Below are 17,733 nucleotides of genomic sequence, written 5' to 3'. Positions count from 1 at the left end.
AGGAAGCCTACGTCGACGACGCTCCGATGATGCCGCGGTCGACAAGTTCGAGTGCCGCTTCGGAGGGCAGTCCGAGGATGTCGGCAAGGACGGCGACGGAATCTTCTCCGACCGCTGAGGCTGCCCCGGTGGCGAGGTGGACACCGTTGAACGACGCAGGATTGGCAGCCGCCAGATAGGTGCCGATGCGGGGTTGGTCGAGAGGTGAGAACATCGGGTTGTTCTCGAGTTCGCCGGATTCGACAACATCGACGAAACTGCGGTAGCGCTCAAAAAGTACCGACGTCTTGTCCAGGGCTGCAGCAACTTCAGGACCCGAATGCTCACGGAACCATCTGGAAAAGAGTGCCGTGAGCACGTCGCGGTGTTTGTAGCGGTCAGCTTCCGTAGTGAAATCTGCGCCCAATGCGGATTCGACGGCGTCGACGGCGACGGTTGTGCCGGTAACCGCAGTCAGGTCACGGAAATGCCGGGTAGTGAGGGCGACGAGCATGAAACGCTCGTCGTCGCTGGTCACAAAATCGATTCCGTAGGTGCCGTACACGGCGTTGCCGCCGAATTCGCGACTCCGGCCGTTGATTTGCACTTCGGTGAGATATCCGAGTGTCCCCGCGGTGGCCAGCGCGACATCTTCCAGCGGGAGCGTGATCTGCGACCCCGAGCCGGTTGCGTCTCGGTTGCGCGCAGCAGATGTAATCGCAAGTGCCGCATGCAAACCGCAGGCCATATCCCAAGCCGGTAGTACGTGATTGACGACGCCGGCATGGTCTGCGGGGCCGGTCATCATCGGGAATCCCAACCCGGCGTTGACGGTGTAGTCGACTCCCGGGGAGCCGTCGCGTCGCCCGAGAATTTCCAGGGTGATGACGTCGTCTCGCAGGGCGGCGAGGGTGGCGTGGCTCATCCATGCGCGCCCGCCCGCGTTGGTGACCAAGATGCCGTTGCCGGGGCCCGGGGCGGTGACCAACTGTTGAACCAATGCCTGGCCATCGTCTGAGCGCATGTTCACAGCGAGTGACTTCTTGCCCTTGTTGAGGCCCGTCCAGTAGATGCTCTCGCCCTGATCGGTCACCGGCCAACGGTTGTAGTCCGAAGCGCCCCCGATGGGATCGATTCGAATGACCTCGGCACCGAGTTGGGAGAGCGTCAGTCCGCAGAGGGGAGCCGCGACGAAGCTCGAGATCTCGATGATACGGAGTCCTGCCAACGGGCCGGTGGAGGTGTTCTGAGTCGTCATGATGGTCCTTCGCTTGTCGGTCATGCCATCAGAGCTGTGAATCGCCAGTCCAAGACGGGAGTGTCGGTGGCAGAGCTGTTGTGGGAGAATACAAGTGATCGAAGCTCGACGGCAGTCCCGTGTTCGAGAGGGGTGGCGCTCGCGACGTGCAGTTCGCTCGTGAGGGTGTCACCTTCGTGGACGGGTCCGGTGTGATCACACGAATGCCACCCGAGGACGGTGACCATGTTCGGGAGGGCCCGAGTTGCCTGAGCGAGGGCGATCCCGATGGTGTGACCACCGTAGACCAGGCGGCCTTGGGCGCCGACACGCTCGTCGTGATGCGTCGCTGCGATATTAAGGCTCAGGCGCGCGAGTTCGGGTGCGCTGGAGACAACGTCGCCGCTGCTGCGGTGGGTCGAACCAACCAGTGCCTGCTCGAAGTGCTTGCCGGGAACCTTGTTTCGATACACATCGAGATTCCATCCGTCAGGTGAGACGTAGGGAGCGACAACGGCGGGCCCGATGGCAGAGAGATCATCGTTGTGTCGAACTCGCGAGTCGTCGGGGCTACTGTTGAGCGGCAGCATTGCACAGCGATAGAAGTCCAGAACCGTATTGTCATTCTGGTCCGTCGACGTCATCCGTAGTGCTGCAAGGCCTGTGGGGGCTCGGCCGGGCTTCGATGAGTTTTCTCGGAGTCCGACAACTTCGGTGCGCGTATGCAAGGTGTCGCCGAGGACGGGAAAACGATGAAAACGCAGTCCGCGGTAGAACAGGTTGGCCTTCACGTGGTGTGTCACCACCGTGGACTGGCCGATCGCTATGTCTGTGACCAAACCTGGATTGGCAACGGGTGCAGCGCTGCCCGTGACTGCCGTCGAGAGATGTGAGTCGAGGGAGAGTCGCAGGCGGTCACCGAGGATGGCCTGATGGGCGGCCGCGAGTCCACTCGTCAGCGTTACGGCGGGAGCTTCGTCGAAGATTTGTCCGTGGGCGAGCTCGTTGAAATACGGTCCGCCGACATAATTTTCGCTCATGCGGTGACTCCTTCTGCTCGGGCGAGTGTGCGACGTGCTGCTACGGCTACGGCTTCGTCGAGCATCTGGCCGTCGAGTTGCGCTGCGCCGGCGCCCGAAGCTTCGGCTTCTTGGAGTGCGTCGAGAACGCGTCGAGCGTCGTTGACATCGGAGGCGGACGGCGTGAATGCCGCAGTAGCAGAATCGATCTGCGCCGGGTGGATGACCCACTTGCCGTCGAATCCGAGCGCGCTGGTCCAGGCTGCGGAGTGGCGGAACGTGTCGTCGTCGGTGATTCCGAGAAAGGGGCCGTCGATGGCAGCGATGCCGGCAGTACGGCAGGCGATCAGAATTCTGTCCTGGACAGCCAGCCAGTGCTCCGGGAGGGCGGTACGTGAGCGTCCCAGTGCTGCACCGAGATCCGCGTATCCGATGACGATGGATTGCAGGCGCGTCGTCGATCGTGCGACGGTGTCGACGTTGGAGACACCCAACGGGGTCTCGATGAGGGCTTGAAGGGTGACGGAGTTTCCGCCCGCTGCTAAGAGAAGGCGTTCCGCATCGAGAAGTTCCTCGGGCGACTCTACCTTCGGGACTATGGCGCTGGTCAAGGATTCGCCGAGTGCGCCACATGCGGTCATGTCGCCCTCGAACCACGGAGTGGTTGGTCCGTTGACCCGTACGGACACGGCGCGGGAAGCGCCGAACTCTCGAACCAGTTCGACGACGAGATCGCGGGCCGTGTGTTTGTTGGCTGTGGTGACGGCGTCTTCGAGATCGAGGATCACCTCGTCTGCGTTCGAGTTCAACGCTTTGCGTGCTTTTCGCTCGTCGCTGCCGGGCGTAACCAGGGCGGTACGGCGTCGGACAGATCGGTACTCGTTGTTCGTCACGTGTGTCGATTACCTCGATCAGGGCCCAAATGTACGGCCAGTTGAAAATATGGGGGGTTGCCGTGAATCGGTTGAAATTGCGTGGCTATTTCCAGAATTGCACTGGTTTTGACACGATGCTGGCAGCAGTTGTGGGTGACTGTCAAGGCGAAGTATTGACAAAGGGCGAACAATAGCTAAATATGGCCGTACAAACTTTTCACAATGTCGAGGCGGATTCATGCTCAAGCTCAACGACGAAGAGACCTTCCTGGTCGACACAGTGCGATCGTTCATCGACCGCGAGGTCAAGCCCTCCGTGCAGGAGGTGGAGCACGCAAACGAATATCCCGAAAAGTGGATCGACCAGATGAAGCAGATCGGGATCTACGGCCTTGCCATTCCCGAAGAGTACGGCGGAGCCCCGGTATCGATGCCCTGCTACGCGATGGTGACGCAGGAATTGGCTCGCGGTTGGATGACGCTGTCCGGTGCTATGGGCGGGCACACCGTGGTGGCCAAGCTGATCACGCTGTTCGGTACCGAAGAACAGAAGCAGAAGTACCTGCCGCGGATGGCTACCGGCGAGATTCGTGCCACGATGGCGCTCACCGAGCCCAGCGGAGGTTCGGATCTCCAGGCGATGACCACAAACGCCAAGAGCGACGGTACTGATTTGGTCATCAACGGAGCAAAGACCTGGATCACCAATGCGCGGCGATCCGGTGTGATCGCACTGTTGTGCAAGACGGATCCTTCGGCAAGCCCAAGGCATGCCGGGATCTCAATCGTCTTGGTCGAGCAGGGCGAAGGACTCACGGTTTCGCGGGATCTCCCCAAGCTCGGCTACAAGGGTGTCGAGAGCTGCGAGTTGTCCTTCGACAACTACCGCATCTCCGAGAACGCGATCCTCGGCGGCGTGCCAGGCAAGGGTTTCGGGCAGATGATGAAGGGTCTCGAAACCGGCCGTATCCAGGTGGCCTGCCGGGCACTCGGCGTTGCGACCGCTGCACTCGAGGATTCACTTGCCTACGCCCAGCAGCGTGAAAGCTTCGGCAAGCCGATCTGGAAGCACCAGTCGATCGGTAACTACCTGGCGGACATGGCTACCAAGCTGACCGCCGCCCGCCAGTTGACCTGGCACGCGGCGGAAATGTACGACAGTGGCGAGCGGTGCGACATGGAAGCTGGAATGGCCAAGCTGTACGCCTCCGAGGTTGCCATGGAAATTGCGTTGTCTGCGGTCCGCATTCACGGTGGCTACGGTTACTCGACGGAATACGACGTAGAACGCTACTTCCGGGACGCTCCACTCATGATCGTGGGCGAGGGCACCAACGAAATTCAGCGCAATGTCATCGTCGCGCAGTTGGTTGCGCGCGGTGGTCTGTGACCACTCGGTGAGCCAGTAGAATCTGAATGCTATGAGCGGTAAGGAAAGAGAGACGGAGCCGGCGTACCAACGCCTCTCCCGTGAGCTTCGTCAGCAGATATCCGCCGGAACTTACCGCGACGGCCTTCAGCTACCCACCGAATCGGAACTGGCCGCGCAGCACGGCGTGAGCCGCCAGACAGTTCGACGAGCATTCCACGACCTGGTTTCCGAAGGCATCGTGTATCGGGTTCCGGGTCGTGGCACGTTCGTGACGGAGAACAGCGGCCAGTATCTGCGTCATCTGGGTTCCATCGAGGACCTGATGAACCTGTCGAAGGACACGACAATGGAAGTGGTCTCGCCACTGACTCGGCGCGTGGACATCGAAGCGGCAAGCAGGCTCCGTCTGGATACGGATGTGGTGTACACCGTGGTGTTTCGCAGGTTTCACGAAGGCATTCCCTTTGTGCAGACCACGGCGCACTTGCCGGAAGCCGTTGCACGTCACATCGTCGACGCGCCCGAAATGCTGCCAGGCGCTGTCAGCGCCTATACCGTGATCGGCTTGTTGGAGCCCCTGATCGACAGCCCGATAACCGAGGCGGCGCAGTCGATTACAGTTGCCCCGGCCACTGCTGACGTGGCCAGAGACGTGAATTGTGAACCCGGGCATGCGATGTTGCGCGTGGATCGCTTGTATACCAACGCTGCCGGACTGGCCAATGAATTGTCGGTGAGTTACTTCTTGCCCGAGCAGTATACCTACCGAGTGACGCTACGACGGGGTGCGCACTAGCGGTTTCCGTGGTGGCATCTTGTTGTCATCCAAAATTTTTCAGGAGAAACCATGCGAGTATTCAACGGAATCGACGATGTCGAGTCGGCAGTAGGCGAGCATCTCGGATACAGCGAGTGGTTGCCGGTCACCCAGGAACGAGTCGACAAGTTTGCCGACGCGACCGAAGATCACCAGTGGATTCACATTGATCCCGAGCGTGCGGCGCAGGGACCCTACGGCGGTACCATCGCCCACGGCTATCTGACGCTGTCGTTGTTGCCGGTTCTCGGCGCTCAGGTGATGCGCGTTGACGGCGTATCGATGGCAGTCAACTACGGCAGCAACAAGGTTCGATTTCCCGCGCCGGTCAAGGTTGGCTCGTCGGTGCGCGCAGGTGCCGAGATTCTCACTTTTGAGCGCACCGCAAAGGGTGCCAATCTTGTTGTTCGATACACGATCGAAATCGAGGGCGTGTCAAAGCCTGCTCTGGTTGCAGACACCGTCCGCCTGCTGGTTGCTTGACCCCTTTCTTACACTTACCGAACACGATTCGAGGATAGCCATGAAACGAGCAGCTCTGGTTGCGCCGGTCCGTACCGCAGTGGGCCGCTTCGGTGGTGGCCTGCGTGATGTGCCGGCCGAGAGCCTTGCATCCATCGTCATCAAGGAAGCTGTGCGACGGAGCGGAATTGACCCGGCGCGCATCGATGATGTTGCGATGGGGCAGTCGTACGCCAATTCCGAGGCGCCGTGCATCGGTCGCTGGGCTGCACTCGATGCCGGACTGCCGATTTCGGTAGCCGGATTCCAGACGGATCGCCGGTGTGGAACAGGATTACAGGCCATCGTGACCGCTGCGATGATGGTGCAGACCGGTGCCGCCGACGTTGTCGTTGCCGGTGGTGTGGAATCCATGAGCGGGATCGAGCACTATACGACGGGTGCGCGCTGGGGAACGAAATCCGGGGGGCTGCAACTATTCGACCGACTCGATCGGGGGCGCGAGCGGTCTCAGCCCGAGTGGCGTTTCGGCAAGATCAGCGGGATGATCGAAACTGCCGAGAACGTCGCGCAGCGCTGCGGTATCAGTCGAGAGCAGTCCGATCAGTTTGCGGTCGACAGTCACCGAAAGGCGGCTTCGGCAAGGGATTCCGGGCATTTCGAGAGCGAGATCGTCTCGGTGGAACTGACCGATCGTAAGGGTAATGTCACAGCGTTTCGTACCGACGAGGGTATCCGCGACGATACGTCGATGGAGGCACTCTCACGGTTGCGGGCCGTAACACCGGGTGGTGTTGTCACAGCTGGAAATGCAAGTCAGCAAAACGATGCCGCGTCGGCGATGTTGGTGGTTGCCGAGGATCGCTTGGACGAGTTGGGTCTCGAACCGATCGGGTTTCTGGACAGCTGGGCTGCTGCAGGTTGTGAACCGTCGTTGATGGGTCTCGGCCCGGTCGCGGCAGTCTCGAAACTCTTCGCTCGACGGGGTGGTAGTTTCTCGGATTTCGAGTTGGTGGAGTTGAACGAGGCATTTGCCTGCCAGGTTCTCGGTGTCGTGAAGGAATGGGGCTTCGAAGATCTGGATCGGCTCAATGTCAACGGGTCCGGAATTTCTCTCGGGCATCCCGTCGGCGCGACGGGAGCCAGAATGGCGACCACTGCACTACACGAACTCAGCCGTCGTGGCGGTGGAAAAGCGCTGCTGACGATGTGTATCGGTGGTGGGCAGGGTCTGGCCGCTGTGGTGGAAGCCGTCTGAATCTCACGCTGGGTAGACTCCGGAGTAACAGCACAACGGAGGCGGTCGGCTGATGAGTTCAAGCACAGAGGATTCCAGCGGAGCCCTGAACATCGAAGATGTTCGGCGAGCACAGGCTGCCCTCGAGGGTTTGGACGTAACGACGTGGGCCAACCGCTTCGAATTGCTGTCCGACGCCAATCGACTTCGGCTTCTCCTCTGTTTGCACCACGCACCGGGGATCTGTGTCACGGACCTGTCCGTGGCACTGGGAATGAGCGGAACGGCTGTCTCGCACGCACTTCGGCTTTTACGTAGCCAAGGGTGGGTGACTGCAACGCGAGACGGCCGCTCCATGCGCTACCAACTGGCTGAAGACACCGTTCACCAGTTGCTTCACTCCATTGGCGCAACGCATTTCGGCGACACGCATTTCGGCGACACGCATTTCGGCGACACGCATTTCGACGACTCGGGTCACTCCCACCGCTGAGTCAAGGTGTGGCGAAAAACTGCTGCACTGCCGGTGCCGCATTCGGATTGCCGTTCATGATGCCCTGACCCGCGCCCACCACCGTTCCGATTGCCCCACCGACGATGCATCCGGCGATGAAGTTGGGGAAGATCGACACACATCCGATCCCGAGGCCCATCGCGGCGCCGCCGAGAGTTGACTGCATCCCGCCGTTGTTCCAGCCGGCGTTGACTTCATTTGCCATGGTGTCGAACGCGACTTGCTTCGGATTGTTGCCGGGAAAGAGCGCCGCGGCAACTTGACTGTTCGTGCTCACCGGTGGGTTCAAAGGATCGAAGGCCGCGTTCGGAGCTGCAACCGCAGTTCCGGCGCCAGTACCTACCGCCGCGACAACAAGCGCGGTCATGGTCAGAGTTCGGGACAGTTTCATGGGGACGGCCAATCTGTCTGTGTGGAACCTTCAGTATGAAAATTTCTGTTCGGGCACAAGCGGACCCGTCGTCTAGCGCGCGACGGGTCGTGAGAAATGGCTACCCGACTCTGCTGCTACTGAAACCGTCCATCCTCATTCGTCTTCCGGCGCGTTTCTTCAGTGCCAACGGTGATCGGCGATTGCGGTGCGGGGACCGAATTTCGGTTTGACGGCTTGCCCACTCGCTTGCAGGAGTCGAACGGCCCGATACCGGTGTGGTTGTAGGGGAGCAAGGTACTCCACCATCCGTGCGTCGTCGATCGGTTCACCGAGTAACGACCAACCGATGACGGACGCCAGATGGTAGTCACCGACCGACAATGCGTCGGAATCGCCGAATGCGCGTTGGGCGACCTCGGCGGCAGTCCAGATTCCGACGCCGGGGACGGTGCGCAAACGCTGTGTTGCTTCCGCACGGGTGAAGGTCGATGCCTCTTCGAGACGGTCGGCGACGCGAGCACATTGAACAATCGTCCGCGATCGTGCCGGATCCACATTTGCACGATGAAACTCCCATGACGGCATCAAACGCCACTGATCCGCGGTGAGTGGCACCCGCATTCCGTCGGGGGCCGGGCCCGGTGGAAGTTCGCCGAATTTGGTGGACAGCCGGCGCCACGCCGCAAACGCGTCGATGCCGTGCACTCGCTGCTCCAGGATCGCCGGCACCAGAGCTTCCATGACACGGCCGGTGCGGCCGATACGTAGGTGCGGGAATCGGCGGTGAGCTTCGACGAGCTTGGGATGCTCGGGTGCAAAATCGTCCGCGTTGTCATCGACCCCGAGAAGAGCATCGACGCTACCGAGGAATTCCTTAGCGCCCGGCCCCCAAGCCTGAGCGCGGACGGTATGCCGGTCGGATTGGGTGATGCGATAGGTCACAGGGCCCGACGGTTGGCGGGAAGTTCGCCAGATCGCGCCGTCCGCAGTGCGCCGGTGGGTGGGGTCGACGGGTCCGCGCTGATGCGGACCGAGCGTCAGCGCTGCATCGAGTGGTCGCGCCGAAGTTACGGTGACTTCGTCGGCGCTCGGTGACGGCGTCATTTGGTAGCAAGCGTATAGACCCTGGTCGACGCGCGTTCAGGCATATGTCGGTGGGGCAACGTATTGTCCGAGCCATGATCATCGTGAGCACCGACGGATCCTGTCTACGAAACCCCGGCGGGGCTATCGGCTGGGCTTGGGTCAATCACGAGGGTCCCACCATGTCGGGTGGTGAATCATCCGGAACAAATCAGATCGCAGAATTGCGGGCTTTGTTCGAGGCTGTTGTCGCACACCCCGGCGACGAGCCCCTGCTTATCGAATCCGACTCGCAGTACGCCATCAAATGCGCCTCCGAGTGGCTGCCGAGTTGGAAGCGCAAGGGATGGAAAACCGCGAGCGGCGGTGCCGTCAAGAATCTGGAACTCGTCCAGGGAATCGACCGGGTCATCACCGACCGCGTTGGCCCGGTGCGTTTTCGTTGGGTTCGCGGACACGTCGGCAACCACTACAACGAGGTAGCTGACAAATTGGCCGGCGAGGCCGCACGCGCCATTGTCTCCGGGGATATAGCGTCGGTGCCGCTTGCTGTACCGACTGCTGAACTTTCGGTGAAAAAGGAGATGACCGTCGTGAACCCCTCCTACAAGGAGAAGTCCACGACGGCCATCGAACCGGAAGATCTGTTCACACTCTTCTGAGTGTCTAGGTCAAGCTGCCCTCATGGACCGCACGATCGAATGCGGGAAGCGGGTCACCGGCACGCAGGGTGGTGGCCAACGCCGGATCCGCAAGATGCAGGCGGCCGATTGCGATCAGATCGAACTCACCGGTACCGATGCGCTTCTCCAGTTCGGGGATATTGTCCACGACGGGAGAAGAGCCCTCGATGCGGCTGTCGCGCAGAGACTTTCCGAGACCGACGCTGCCGACGGCCATCGTGACCGCACCGGTCAGCTTCTTGGCCCAGCCTGCCAGCGAGAGATCGCTGCCTTCGAAAGCGGGGACGTCGAAGCGGCGGATGCTGGCGTCCAGAACGTCCACTCCGGCGTCGACCAGTGCGCCCAGAATGACACCCAGCTCTTCCGGGGTCTCGGCGATCTTGGCGGTGAAGTCCTGCTGCTTGTGCTGCGAGAAACGGTAGATGATCGGCACATCGGGGCCGACGGCTTCGCGGATCGCAGCGACCACGGCGACGGGGAACTTGGTACGACGCTCGATGTCGCCGCCCCAGGCGTCGTCGCGCTTGTTGGTGCCTTCCCACAGGAAGGAGTCGAGCAGGTAACCGTGGCCACCGTGCAGGGCGATGCCGTCGAAACCGACCTCGAGTGCATTGACTGCAGATCGAGCGTAGGCGGCAATGACGTCGGTGATGTCCTGCTCGGTCATCGCTTCGGTGACAGCCTGGGCGCGCTCGACATATTCGGCCGTGTACGACGTGACGCCCAGCGGGCCCCACTCGCCGGACGGACGCATCGGCTTGAGCTCGGGATCGAGCTGCATCATCGCGCCCCACAGCGGGCCGACGTGCCAGAGCTGCGGAACGATCTTGCCGCCGGCTGCGTGGACGTCGTCGACAACCTTGCGCCAGCCCGCCAGTGCCTCGGGGGTGTGCAAGTTGGGAACGTTGACGTGATCGACCGCGGTGGCGTGATCGATGGCCACTCCCTCGGTGACGATGAGGCCGGTGCCGCCCGAAGCGCGTCGACTGTAGTAGTCGGCTACGTCCTGGCCGGGAACTCCGTCGGTCGAACGTGAGCGGGTCATGGGGGACATGACGATGCGGTTGGCAAGCTCGAGCGAACGGATACGCAGCGGCTGGAACAGGGGGTTGGTCATGTCAATCACAGTGCTTTCATGAATCGGAAGAATCCGGGGTCCTGGTCGACGCGCAACCTGGTGAGGGTGCGGTAGCTGATCAGCCACTTGCCGTCCTCTTTGCGGTATTCCTCGTGGTAGTGGCCGTAGCCGTGCAGGTGTAGTTCTTTCTCGCCGTCGTTCCACCACAGCATGTCTTCCATTGCCCAGACGCCCGTGGCTGTCGTGGGGGAGGTCAACACGATTTCGGGCATGTGCGCGTGGTGCGCCGTGGTGAGGGGGATTTCGCCGTCGAGCATGTTGCGAATGGCATTGGTGAGCTTTTCGATGCCGACAACCTGGTTGGAAGTGTCACCGGTCTTGGGCTGTTTGTCTGCCGGCAGGCCGCCCCAGGTCTCGCTGACGACGTCCGCGGTGTGCAGAGTCGGGTAGATGTGCCACTGCTTGGTGTCCATGCAGCGTAGGCGAGCTGAGAAGACCCTCTTGATTTCCTCGATCGCGAGTAGTTCCTCGACGGGACTGAGCTCCCCGGCGGGGTGGGATGACGCGACGTCGGAATCGGACTGAGACATGCAACCTCCAGCAATGATCGGCAAGATGCCTTCACACTCGGGTGCCGGGGCGCTGCCGTCAATCACCGGTCTCAGTGAGCGCGACGACGCTCGGTATGGTCGAGCGAAACAGAAGGAGCGTTCTTTTATGTGCACGGAAGCAGATTCAGTTCCAGGCTCGCAGGAAATTGCCGAGGTTCGCGCGTTCTGGCAGGAACTGGGGTTGCCGGGACTCATCGACATACACACCCACTTCATGCCCAAGAGTGTGATGGACAAGGTGTGGGGCTATTTCGATTCGGCGGGCCCGCTGATCGGTCGGCCGTGGCCCATCACCTATCGCATGGCAGAAGAGGAACGAGTACATCGACTTCGCGAGTTCGGTGTACGCGCCTTCACATCGATGATCTACCCGCACAAGTCCGGGATGGCGGAGTGGCTCAATTCATGGGCCGTCGAATTTGCTGCGCAGACGCCTGATTGCATACACACAGCCACGTTCTATCCGGAGGAATCGGCGGGGACGTACGTCGGGAAGACATTGGAGTCGGGGGCTCGAATCTTCAAGTCCCACATCCAGGTCGGCAATTACGAGCCCAATGATCCGCTACTCGATCAAGTGTGGGGACAGCTCGAAGACGCCGAAACGCCCATCGTCATCCACTGTGGTTCGGGACCCGCGCCGGGGACGTACACCGGACCGGATCGGATCGCGTCGTTGCTGGCGCGCTACCCGAGATTGTCGCTGATCATCGCTCATATGGGCATGCCGGAGTACAGTGAATTCCTCGATCTTGCAGAGGGATACGGAAATGTGCGACTCGATACGACGATGGCGTTCACCGACTTCACCGAAGAGCAGGGCGCATTCCCGAAGGCTGACATTCCGCGACTGGTCGACATGCAGGACCGAATCATGTTCGGAAGCGATTTCCCCAACATTCCGTACCCGTATCTGAAATCGCTGGAGGCACTTACACGTTTCGATCTGGGTGACGAGTGGCTGCGGGCCGTGGCGCACGACAACGCTGCCAAGCTCTTCTCGGTGGGCTGAGCACACCCACCGAGAAGAGGTGGTGTCAGCGGAGTTTGATGCTGCCGCCGTCGGCCATCAACGTCTGGCCGGTCATGTACTTGGAATCGTCACTTGCGAGGAACACTGCGACGGGTGCGATGTCGGTCTCGGGGTCGCCGATGCGGCCCAGCGGAACCTTGGCGATGGACGCGGCGGCGCGCTCGGGGAACATTTCCTGCCACTTGACGACGCCCTCGGTAGCGGCGAACGGGCAGATCACATTGACTCGAATGCCTTCCGGCGCCCATTCATTGGCGACGACGCGAGTGAGGCCGCGTACTGCTTCCTTGGCTGCCGCGTACGACGTCTGGGTGGGCATGCCATCCAGGCCGGAGCCCGACGCGAAGTTGATGACCGAGCCCTTGGACTTGGCCAACTCGTCGTGGCACGCCTGCATCAGGTGGACAACGGGGTAGAAGCCCGTGTTGAAGGACAGGTCGAACATGTCCTGGGTGGTCTCCAACAGCGGTGCCTGACGAGACGCGTGAGCGTTGTTGACCAGGACGTCAACGCTGCCGAACGCCTCGACTGCGGCGTCGCGGATCTGCTCGGCAGAACCTGCCGCGGAGAGGTCGACGTTCAGGAACTTGCCGGCGCCGGCAAGTTCCTTCTCGAGTGCCTGACCCTGCTCGTCATTGATGTCGACGAACAGAACCTTCGCGCCTTCACGGGCGAAGACTCGGGTGATCGCGCGACCGATTCCGCCGGCGCCGCCGGTGACGATTGCTACCTTGCCGTTCAACCTCATGAAATGCGCTCCTCTTTTGTGAAACTGCGTAGGTGGTGCTGATTAAACGGTTGCGGTCTCGTCGACTGCGAGAGCAATCTTTTCGAGGCCGGCGATGCTGTAGGCGGCGTAGGTCTCGTACGGTCCACGGCCGGAGAAGTAGGACGTGAGCTGGCCGCCGAGCTCCTCGACGGTGAAGGCGGATCCGGCTGCGTCGAAGCGGTTCTCGACCTTGGGTGCCTCCATGAGTGCAACCATCTTGCCGTAGACGACAAAGACCTGTCCGTTGATCTCGTCGGAATCAGGCGAAGCCAGGTAGCTGACGAGCGTTGCGACGCGCTCGGGTGCCAACGGATCGAGTCCCGCGGTGCCGGTGTTGTTCTCGCCGAAGGCTTCTGCCGTCATTGCGGTCCGGGCGCGGGGGCAGATGGCGTTGGTGCGGACGCCGTAGCGGGAGAGGCCTGCCGCACTCGAGAGCGTCAGCGCGGTGATGCCGGCCTTGGCTGCGGAGTAGTTGGGCTGTCCGGCGGAGCCGAAGAGGAATGCCTCGGAGGAGGTGTTGATGATGCGGCCGTAGACGGGAGCGTCGGCTGCCTTGCTGGCTGCACGCCAGTGAACAGCAGCTGCGTGGGAAGTTGCGGCGTGACCCTTGAGGTGCACGCGGATGACGTCGTCCCAGTCGGATTCGGTCAGGTTGAAGATCATCTTGTCGCGCAGGATGCCTGCGTTGTTGACGAGGATGTCGAAGGAGCCGAAGTTTTTGACGCCCTCTTCGATGAAGCGAGCACCGAGTGACCAATCGGAGACGTCACCGAGGATGGCGATCGCCTGTCCGCCGGCTGCCTTGATCTCGTCGACGACGTCGTTGGCGGCAGGGCCCATGTCGTTGACGATGACGGCTGCTCCGGCTGCTGCGAGACCGAGTGCTTCCGCGCGGCCCAGGCCTGCGCCTGCGCCGGTGACTGCGGCAACTTTGCCTTCCAAGCTCAGTGATTGCGTCATGTCGTGCTCCTTCGATCCTGTGCCAGTGACACTGATGTCCGCTGGAACGATGTCCACTGAAAATTAGTATTCATTCTAATTTGCCGAAGCTGTTTTGGGCGGGGTTCCGTAAAACTACCCAAATCAAAATCAGAATTAGTTCTAGTTTTGAACAGATGGTGCACGGGAAATGTGATAGTCCCGGTCAGTGGGAGCGGTGATGTAGGTCACGGGTGGGTCATGCCACCTTGGGGTTACGCGCCGACTAGGAGCGTACGCACCCGCGTCACCACCGATTTTGCCCGGAGCGCCCATGTTCAACGACTCACCTGCACACAAGCATCCACGCCCCAGTCAGTCGCTGGAGATCCTCAGCGCAGGATCTGCGCTGGCGGCTTCGGGTGGGTCGACAGGCGGATCTGCTGCGCTCCTGGCAGCAATGCTCAAGACCTAGATGCGGCGGTAATGCGCCGGATCAGGCAGTAGTACCGAAACAGACAGCGCGGTCAGGGCGGCCGATTGCGCCGGACCTGAAATTATGGAAGGCACCATCAGTGTCACTGAATTTGGCAGATCTGTACGAGGGCGTAACGGACTTGATTCCGGATCGCACAGCACTTGTTTGTGACGGCCGTCGCCGCACCTACGTCGAACTCGACGAGGGATCCAACCGCATCGCGCACCACCTGGCGAACGCTGGAGTCGGACCGGGCGATCACGTCGCGCTTCACATGCGCAACAGCGTCGAGTACGTCGAAAGTTTGTTGGGCTGCCTCAAGATTCGTGCAGTTCCGATCAACGTGAACTACCGCTACGTCGATGCCGAGCTGACGTACCTGTACAACGATTCCAAGTCGGTAGCCCTGATCGTCGACGAAGAATTTGCGGGCACAGTCGCGACGGTTCTCCCGGGAACGCCCGACGTGAAGCACGTTGTTGTCGTCGGCAACCCGGATTCGCTCGTCGTCGACGGCGTCGACACCGTCGGTTACGAAGCTGCCGCCCAGGCGCAGCCGTCTTCGCGTGGCTTCGGAGCGCGCAGTGAAGACGACCTGTTCATCATCTACACCGGCGGAACCACGGGTATGCCCAAGGGCGTCATGTGGCGCCACGAAGACTTCTACTTTGCCGCGCTGACCGGTGGCAACCCGTTCGGTCCGCCGCACCGCACCGCGCAAGAGCTGTACACCGCCGTGCCGAACGTCTTCGCGATGAACATGCTCAGCACCGCACCGCTCATGCACGGCGCTGCGTCGTACTCGCTGTTCACCGGATTCTTCATGGGCGCCAACGCTATTTTGATGGCAAAGTTCGACGCCAAGACGACGCTCGAACTCGCCGGAACCGAGAAGGCCATCTCCATCACCGTCGTCGGCGACGCGATGGCACGTCCGATCGCGGACGAATTGGCAGCCAACGGTGCGGATTACGATCTCAGCTCGGTAGCAATGGTGACGTCCGGCGGAGCGCTGTTCTCCCTGTCCTTGCGTGACCAGTTGAAGTCGCTTGTTCCGAACCTGAACATCCGCGACGGCTTCGGCTCCTCCGAGTCGGGTGTCGACGGCAACATCGAGATCGGCGAAGACGGCTTGATGCGTATCGCGGCTCGTGACGAGACCCGCGTGGTCGACGAGCGGATGCGTCCGCTCGAGCCCGGATCTCCCGACACCGGATACATCGCCCGCTCAGGCCACGTCCCGGTCGGGTACTTCAACGACCCGGTCAAGACTGCCGCGACGTTCCCGATCGTCGACGGAGTCCGCATGTCGGTGCTCGGAGACGTCGGACGCGTCGAAGCTGACGGTTCGATCGTGTTGTTGGGGCGCGGATCTCAGTGCATCAACACCGGCGGCGAGAAGGTGTACCCCGAGGAGATCGAGCAGGCCATCAAGAGCCACCCGGCCGTTCTCGACGCTCTGGTTGCCGGAGTTCCGGACGAGAAGTTCGGCGAGCGCGTCGCCGCTGTCATCACCACCCGTGAGGGCTTCGACGTTCCCGATGCTGCAGAAATCGGTGAGCACTGCGCGACGCAGGTTGCTCGGTACAAGATCCCGCGCACGGTTGTCACCGTTCCGACGATCATGCGTTCCCCGAGCGGCAAGGCGGACTACCGCTGGGCCAAGGCAACTCTGGTGGAGCAAGCGAACTAACACGTCGATTACCTGAAGTCATCCAGCGCGTTTTGTGAGGGGCGCGCTGGGTGACTTTTGTGTTTCCGGGGTGAGCATCTGGGTAATTTGGTGCACAAGTCGAGTCGATCCGCGGAAAACCGCACGGCAGGTGAAGTTGTGTGCGGAATTGCGTGGTCAGCCGGTTCCGGTGACCGTCAAATACAGCAGTGCAACGTTGAGCGTGACGATCAGTCCGGCGGCGAGCCAGGCCGCCACGGTGGTCAGGGGGGCATTGCGGGCATCGCCCATGAGTTCGCGATCCGAGGTCATCCGGACGAGGGGGATGATCGCGAACGGTATGCACAAGCTCAGCACCACTTGGCTCAGCACGAGTGCCAATGTCGGGTCGACGCCCAGTCCGAGGACGATGAGAGCGGGGATGAGGGTGACGATCCGCCGAGTGATCACCGGAATGCGAATGGCAAGAAGGCCGTGCATGATCTCGGCGCCGGCAGCGCAACCGACGGATGTGGATGCCAGGCCCGATGCGAGCAGGCCGATCGCGAACACCACGGCAACTCCGGGGCCGAGGGAGTTCTCGATTGCCGCATGGGCTCCGTCGATGGTGTCCGTTCCGGGAACTCCGCGCAGCGCGGATGCGGCGAGAAGCAGCATTCCGATGTTCACGGTGCCGGCGATGATGAGCGCGATTACGACGTCCCAGCGAGTGATCTTCAGGAGTCGCTGCAACCGGGGCCCGGGTTCGATGTGGCCGTGACGATCTCGTGCCAATGCGGAATGCAGGTAGATGGCATGCGGCATGACTGTTGCCCCGAGCATGCTCGCGGCGAGTAGCACTGTTTCGGTGCCTTCGAATCGCGGAACCAAGCCGGCGACGGCGTCGGTGCCCGAGACATCGGTGAAGGCGAGGCCGGTGAGGAAGCCGATCGTGATGATCGCGAGAAGTCCGATGACAACGAACTCGAAAGTCCTTTGGCCACGCCTACTTTGAATCATCAGAATGACCATCGACACGCAGCCGGTGATGAGTCCGCCGACAAAGAGTGGGACGTTGAACAGGAGGTTGAGCGCGATGGCGCCGCCGATGACCTCGGCGACATCCGTTGCGATCGCCATCGTTTCGGCTTGCAACCAGAATGCGCGACGGTTGTTCTTGCGTAGACGCTGACCGAGCATCTCCGGCAAGGATTTTCCGGAGACCAGGCCGAGTTTCGCGGACAGATACTGCACCAGGACGGCCATGGCATTGGCGAGAACCAGCACCCAGATCAGGAGGTAGCCGTATTTGGCGCCGGCAGTGAGGTTGGCGGCAACGTTTCCGGGATCGACATACGCGATGGCAGCTACGAATGCCGGGCCGAGCAGTGCGATGGATCTGCCACTCGGTCGCCGACGTGGGCGCTGTGCCAATTCTCTCGTACGGATGCTCATCGGACTCCTGATCGCGCATACGCCGAACCAGATGATTCGACTATATGAACTATAGAGTTCGGGTGGCCGAACTTTCAAGGTGAGTCCTG

The 17,733-nt window shown here is 61.3% G+C and carries 19 protein-coding genes; 9 read left to right on the top strand and 10 right to left on the bottom strand.

Annotated elements, in window-relative coordinates; all coding sequences use genetic code 11:
* Positions 1-7: 7 nt before the first annotated feature.
* From MTX36_RS18470 to MTX36_RS18460, 3 genes are read right to left on the bottom strand one after another with little or no spacing between them, the layout of a single operon-like run.
* Positions 8-1,237 carry a CoA transferase gene (locus MTX36_RS18470; RefSeq protein WP_243621144.1) on the bottom strand — a complete coding sequence of 410 codons (1,230 nt, stop codon included), beginning with the start codon at positions 1,235-1,237 and terminating at the stop codon, positions 8-10.
* 20 nt (positions 1,238-1,257) lie between these two features.
* Complete coding sequence (locus MTX36_RS18465; protein WP_243621143.1) at positions 1,258-2,256, bottom strand: MaoC family dehydratase; 999 nt, start codon at positions 2,254-2,256, stop codon at positions 1,258-1,260.
* Positions 2,253-3,128 (bottom strand): CoA ester lyase, encoded by an 876-nt coding sequence (locus tag MTX36_RS18460; protein ID WP_243621142.1) that lies wholly within the window; start codon positions 3,126-3,128, stop codon positions 2,253-2,255. Before MTX36_RS18460 ends, MTX36_RS18465 begins: the two co-directional genes overlap by 4 nt.
* A 220-nt stretch (positions 3,129-3,348) precedes the next feature.
* Here MTX36_RS18460 and MTX36_RS18455 point away from each other — a divergent pair, with 220 nt between their 5' ends.
* Genes MTX36_RS18455 through MTX36_RS18435 form a run of 5 tightly spaced genes read left to right on the top strand, consistent with a single transcriptional unit; the run spans position 3,349 to position 7,491 of the window.
* Positions 3,349-4,500, top strand: a complete 1,152-nt coding sequence (locus MTX36_RS18455; protein ID WP_243621141.1) for an acyl-CoA dehydrogenase family protein — start codon at positions 3,349-3,351, stop codon at positions 4,498-4,500.
* A gap of 31 nt (positions 4,501-4,531) precedes the next feature.
* Positions 4,532-5,278, top strand: a complete 747-nt coding sequence (locus MTX36_RS18450; protein ID WP_243621140.1) for a GntR family transcriptional regulator — start codon at positions 4,532-4,534, stop codon at positions 5,276-5,278.
* Between the two features lie 51 nt (positions 5,279-5,329).
* Positions 5,330-5,782 carry a MaoC family dehydratase gene (locus tag MTX36_RS18445; RefSeq protein WP_243621139.1) on the top strand — a complete coding sequence of 151 codons (453 nt, stop codon included), beginning with the start codon at positions 5,330-5,332 and terminating at the stop codon, positions 5,780-5,782.
* A 40-nt stretch (positions 5,783-5,822) separates the two neighbouring features.
* Positions 5,823-7,019 carry an acetyl-CoA C-acetyltransferase gene (locus tag MTX36_RS18440; protein ID WP_243621138.1) on the top strand — a complete coding sequence of 399 codons (1,197 nt, stop codon included), beginning with the start codon at positions 5,823-5,825 and terminating at the stop codon, positions 7,017-7,019.
* A 52-nt stretch (positions 7,020-7,071) separates the two neighbouring features.
* Positions 7,072-7,491 carry a helix-turn-helix transcriptional regulator gene (locus tag MTX36_RS18435; RefSeq protein ID WP_243621137.1) on the top strand — a complete coding sequence of 140 codons (420 nt, stop codon included), beginning with the start codon at positions 7,072-7,074 and terminating at the stop codon, positions 7,489-7,491.
* Position 7,492: 1 nt separating this feature from the next.
* Here the strand turns inward: MTX36_RS18435 and MTX36_RS18430 are convergent, their stop codons facing one another.
* Positions 7,493-7,903, bottom strand: a complete 411-nt coding sequence (locus MTX36_RS18430; RefSeq protein ID WP_243621136.1) for a complement resistance protein TraT — start codon at positions 7,901-7,903, stop codon at positions 7,493-7,495.
* A gap of 159 nt (positions 7,904-8,062) precedes the next feature.
* A complete protein-coding gene (locus MTX36_RS18425) occupies positions 8,063-8,989 on the bottom strand; it encodes a DNA-3-methyladenine glycosylase (protein WP_243621135.1) in 927 nt (308 codons plus the stop codon).
* Positions 8,990-9,063: 74 nt separating this feature from the next.
* On the opposite strand from MTX36_RS18425, the gene MTX36_RS18420 reads away from it, so the two are divergent.
* Positions 9,064-9,630 (top strand): ribonuclease H, encoded by a 567-nt coding sequence (locus MTX36_RS18420; protein ID WP_243621134.1) that lies wholly within the window; start codon positions 9,064-9,066, stop codon positions 9,628-9,630.
* Between the two features lie 4 nt (positions 9,631-9,634).
* Here the strand turns inward: MTX36_RS18420 and MTX36_RS18415 are convergent, their stop codons facing one another.
* Together MTX36_RS18415 and MTX36_RS18410 are read right to left on the bottom strand one after the other, a co-directional pair.
* Positions 9,635-10,768, bottom strand: coding sequence for an NADH:flavin oxidoreductase (locus MTX36_RS18415; RefSeq protein WP_243621133.1), 1,134 nt, complete (start codon positions 10,766-10,768; stop codon positions 9,635-9,637).
* A 5-nt stretch (positions 10,769-10,773) separates the two neighbouring features.
* Positions 10,774-11,319 carry a nuclear transport factor 2 family protein gene (locus MTX36_RS18410; RefSeq protein WP_243621132.1) on the bottom strand — a complete coding sequence of 182 codons (546 nt, stop codon included), beginning with the start codon at positions 11,317-11,319 and terminating at the stop codon, positions 10,774-10,776.
* A 127-nt stretch (positions 11,320-11,446) separates the two neighbouring features.
* Here MTX36_RS18410 and MTX36_RS18405 point away from each other — a divergent pair, with 127 nt between their 5' ends.
* Positions 11,447-12,352 carry an amidohydrolase family protein gene (locus tag MTX36_RS18405; RefSeq protein WP_243621131.1) on the top strand — a complete coding sequence of 302 codons (906 nt, stop codon included), beginning with the start codon at positions 11,447-11,449 and terminating at the stop codon, positions 12,350-12,352.
* A gap of 25 nt (positions 12,353-12,377) precedes the next feature.
* Here MTX36_RS18405 and MTX36_RS18400 read toward each other — a convergent pair whose 3' ends face one another.
* Both MTX36_RS18400 and MTX36_RS18395 read right to left on the bottom strand, forming a co-directional pair.
* Positions 12,378-13,121, bottom strand: a complete 744-nt coding sequence (locus MTX36_RS18400) for an SDR family NAD(P)-dependent oxidoreductase (RefSeq protein ID WP_243621130.1) — start codon at positions 13,119-13,121, stop codon at positions 12,378-12,380.
* Positions 13,122-13,163: 42 nt separating this feature from the next.
* The gene (locus tag MTX36_RS18395; RefSeq protein ID WP_243621129.1) at positions 13,164-14,102 is read right to left on the bottom strand and encodes a 3-oxoacyl-ACP reductase; all 939 of its coding nucleotides are present in this window, start codon (positions 14,100-14,102) and stop codon (positions 13,164-13,166) included.
* A gap of 292 nt (positions 14,103-14,394) precedes the next feature.
* Between MTX36_RS18395 and MTX36_RS18390 the strand changes: the two genes are divergently transcribed.
* Together MTX36_RS18390 and MTX36_RS18385 are read left to right on the top strand one after the other, a co-directional pair.
* Positions 14,395-14,535, top strand: a complete 141-nt coding sequence (locus MTX36_RS18390) for a hypothetical protein (RefSeq protein WP_243621128.1) — start codon at positions 14,395-14,397, stop codon at positions 14,533-14,535.
* Between the two features lie 100 nt (positions 14,536-14,635).
* A complete protein-coding gene (locus tag MTX36_RS18385) occupies positions 14,636-16,231 on the top strand; it encodes an acyl-CoA synthetase (protein ID WP_243621127.1) in 1,596 nt (531 codons plus the stop codon).
* A 156-nt stretch (positions 16,232-16,387) separates the two neighbouring features.
* Here the strand turns inward: MTX36_RS18385 and MTX36_RS18380 are convergent, their stop codons facing one another.
* Complete coding sequence (locus MTX36_RS18380) at positions 16,388-17,644, bottom strand: Nramp family divalent metal transporter (RefSeq protein WP_243621126.1); 1,257 nt, start codon at positions 17,642-17,644, stop codon at positions 16,388-16,390.
* Positions 17,645-17,733 lie beyond the last annotated feature (89 nt).

The organism is Rhodococcus sp. ARC_M6, assembly GCF_022810305.1.
Classification (GTDB): Bacteria; Actinomycetota; Actinomycetes; order Mycobacteriales; family Mycobacteriaceae; genus Rhodococcus_F.
Note: the sequence above shows the minus strand (reverse complement) of the source record. Positions and strands in the feature narration are given on the sequence as shown.

Coding starts and splice junctions, on each gene's coding strand:
- MTX36_RS18470 (WP_243621144.1), bottom strand. CDS start 1,237: ATGACGACTCAGAACACCTCCACCGGCCCGTTGGCAGGACTCCGTATC.
- MTX36_RS18465 (WP_243621143.1), bottom strand. CDS start 2,256: ATGAGCGAAAATTATGTCGGCGGACCGTATTTCAACGAGCTCGCCCAC.
- MTX36_RS18455 (WP_243621141.1), top strand. CDS start 3,349: ATGCTCAAGCTCAACGACGAAGAGACCTTCCTGGTCGACACAGTGCGA.
- MTX36_RS18450 (WP_243621140.1), top strand. CDS start 4,532: ATGAGCGGTAAGGAAAGAGAGACGGAGCCGGCGTACCAACGCCTCTCC.
- MTX36_RS18445 (WP_243621139.1), top strand. CDS start 5,330: ATGCGAGTATTCAACGGAATCGACGATGTCGAGTCGGCAGTAGGCGAG.
- MTX36_RS18440 (WP_243621138.1), top strand. CDS start 5,823: ATGAAACGAGCAGCTCTGGTTGCGCCGGTCCGTACCGCAGTGGGCCGC.
- MTX36_RS18435 (WP_243621137.1), top strand. CDS start 7,072: ATGAGTTCAAGCACAGAGGATTCCAGCGGAGCCCTGAACATCGAAGAT.
- MTX36_RS18430 (WP_243621136.1), bottom strand. CDS start 7,903: ATGAAACTGTCCCGAACTCTGACCATGACCGCGCTTGTTGTCGCGGCG.
- MTX36_RS18425 (WP_243621135.1), bottom strand. CDS start 8,989: ATGACGCCGTCACCGAGCGCCGACGAAGTCACCGTAACTTCGGCGCGA.
- MTX36_RS18420 (WP_243621134.1), top strand. CDS start 9,064: ATGATCATCGTGAGCACCGACGGATCCTGTCTACGAAACCCCGGCGGG.
- MTX36_RS18415 (WP_243621133.1), bottom strand. CDS start 10,768: ATGACCAACCCCCTGTTCCAGCCGCTGCGTATCCGTTCGCTCGAGCTT.
- MTX36_RS18410 (WP_243621132.1), bottom strand. CDS start 11,319: ATGTCTCAGTCCGATTCCGACGTCGCGTCATCCCACCCCGCCGGGGAG.
- MTX36_RS18405 (WP_243621131.1), top strand. CDS start 11,447: ATGTGCACGGAAGCAGATTCAGTTCCAGGCTCGCAGGAAATTGCCGAG.
- MTX36_RS18400 (WP_243621130.1), bottom strand. CDS start 13,121: ATGAGGTTGAACGGCAAGGTAGCAATCGTCACCGGCGGCGCCGGCGGA.
- MTX36_RS18395 (WP_243621129.1), bottom strand. CDS start 14,102: ATGACGCAATCACTGAGCTTGGAAGGCAAAGTTGCCGCAGTCACCGGC.
- MTX36_RS18390 (WP_243621128.1), top strand. CDS start 14,395: ATGTTCAACGACTCACCTGCACACAAGCATCCACGCCCCAGTCAGTCG.
- MTX36_RS18380 (WP_243621126.1), bottom strand. CDS start 17,644: ATGAGCATCCGTACGAGAGAATTGGCACAGCGCCCACGTCGGCGACCG.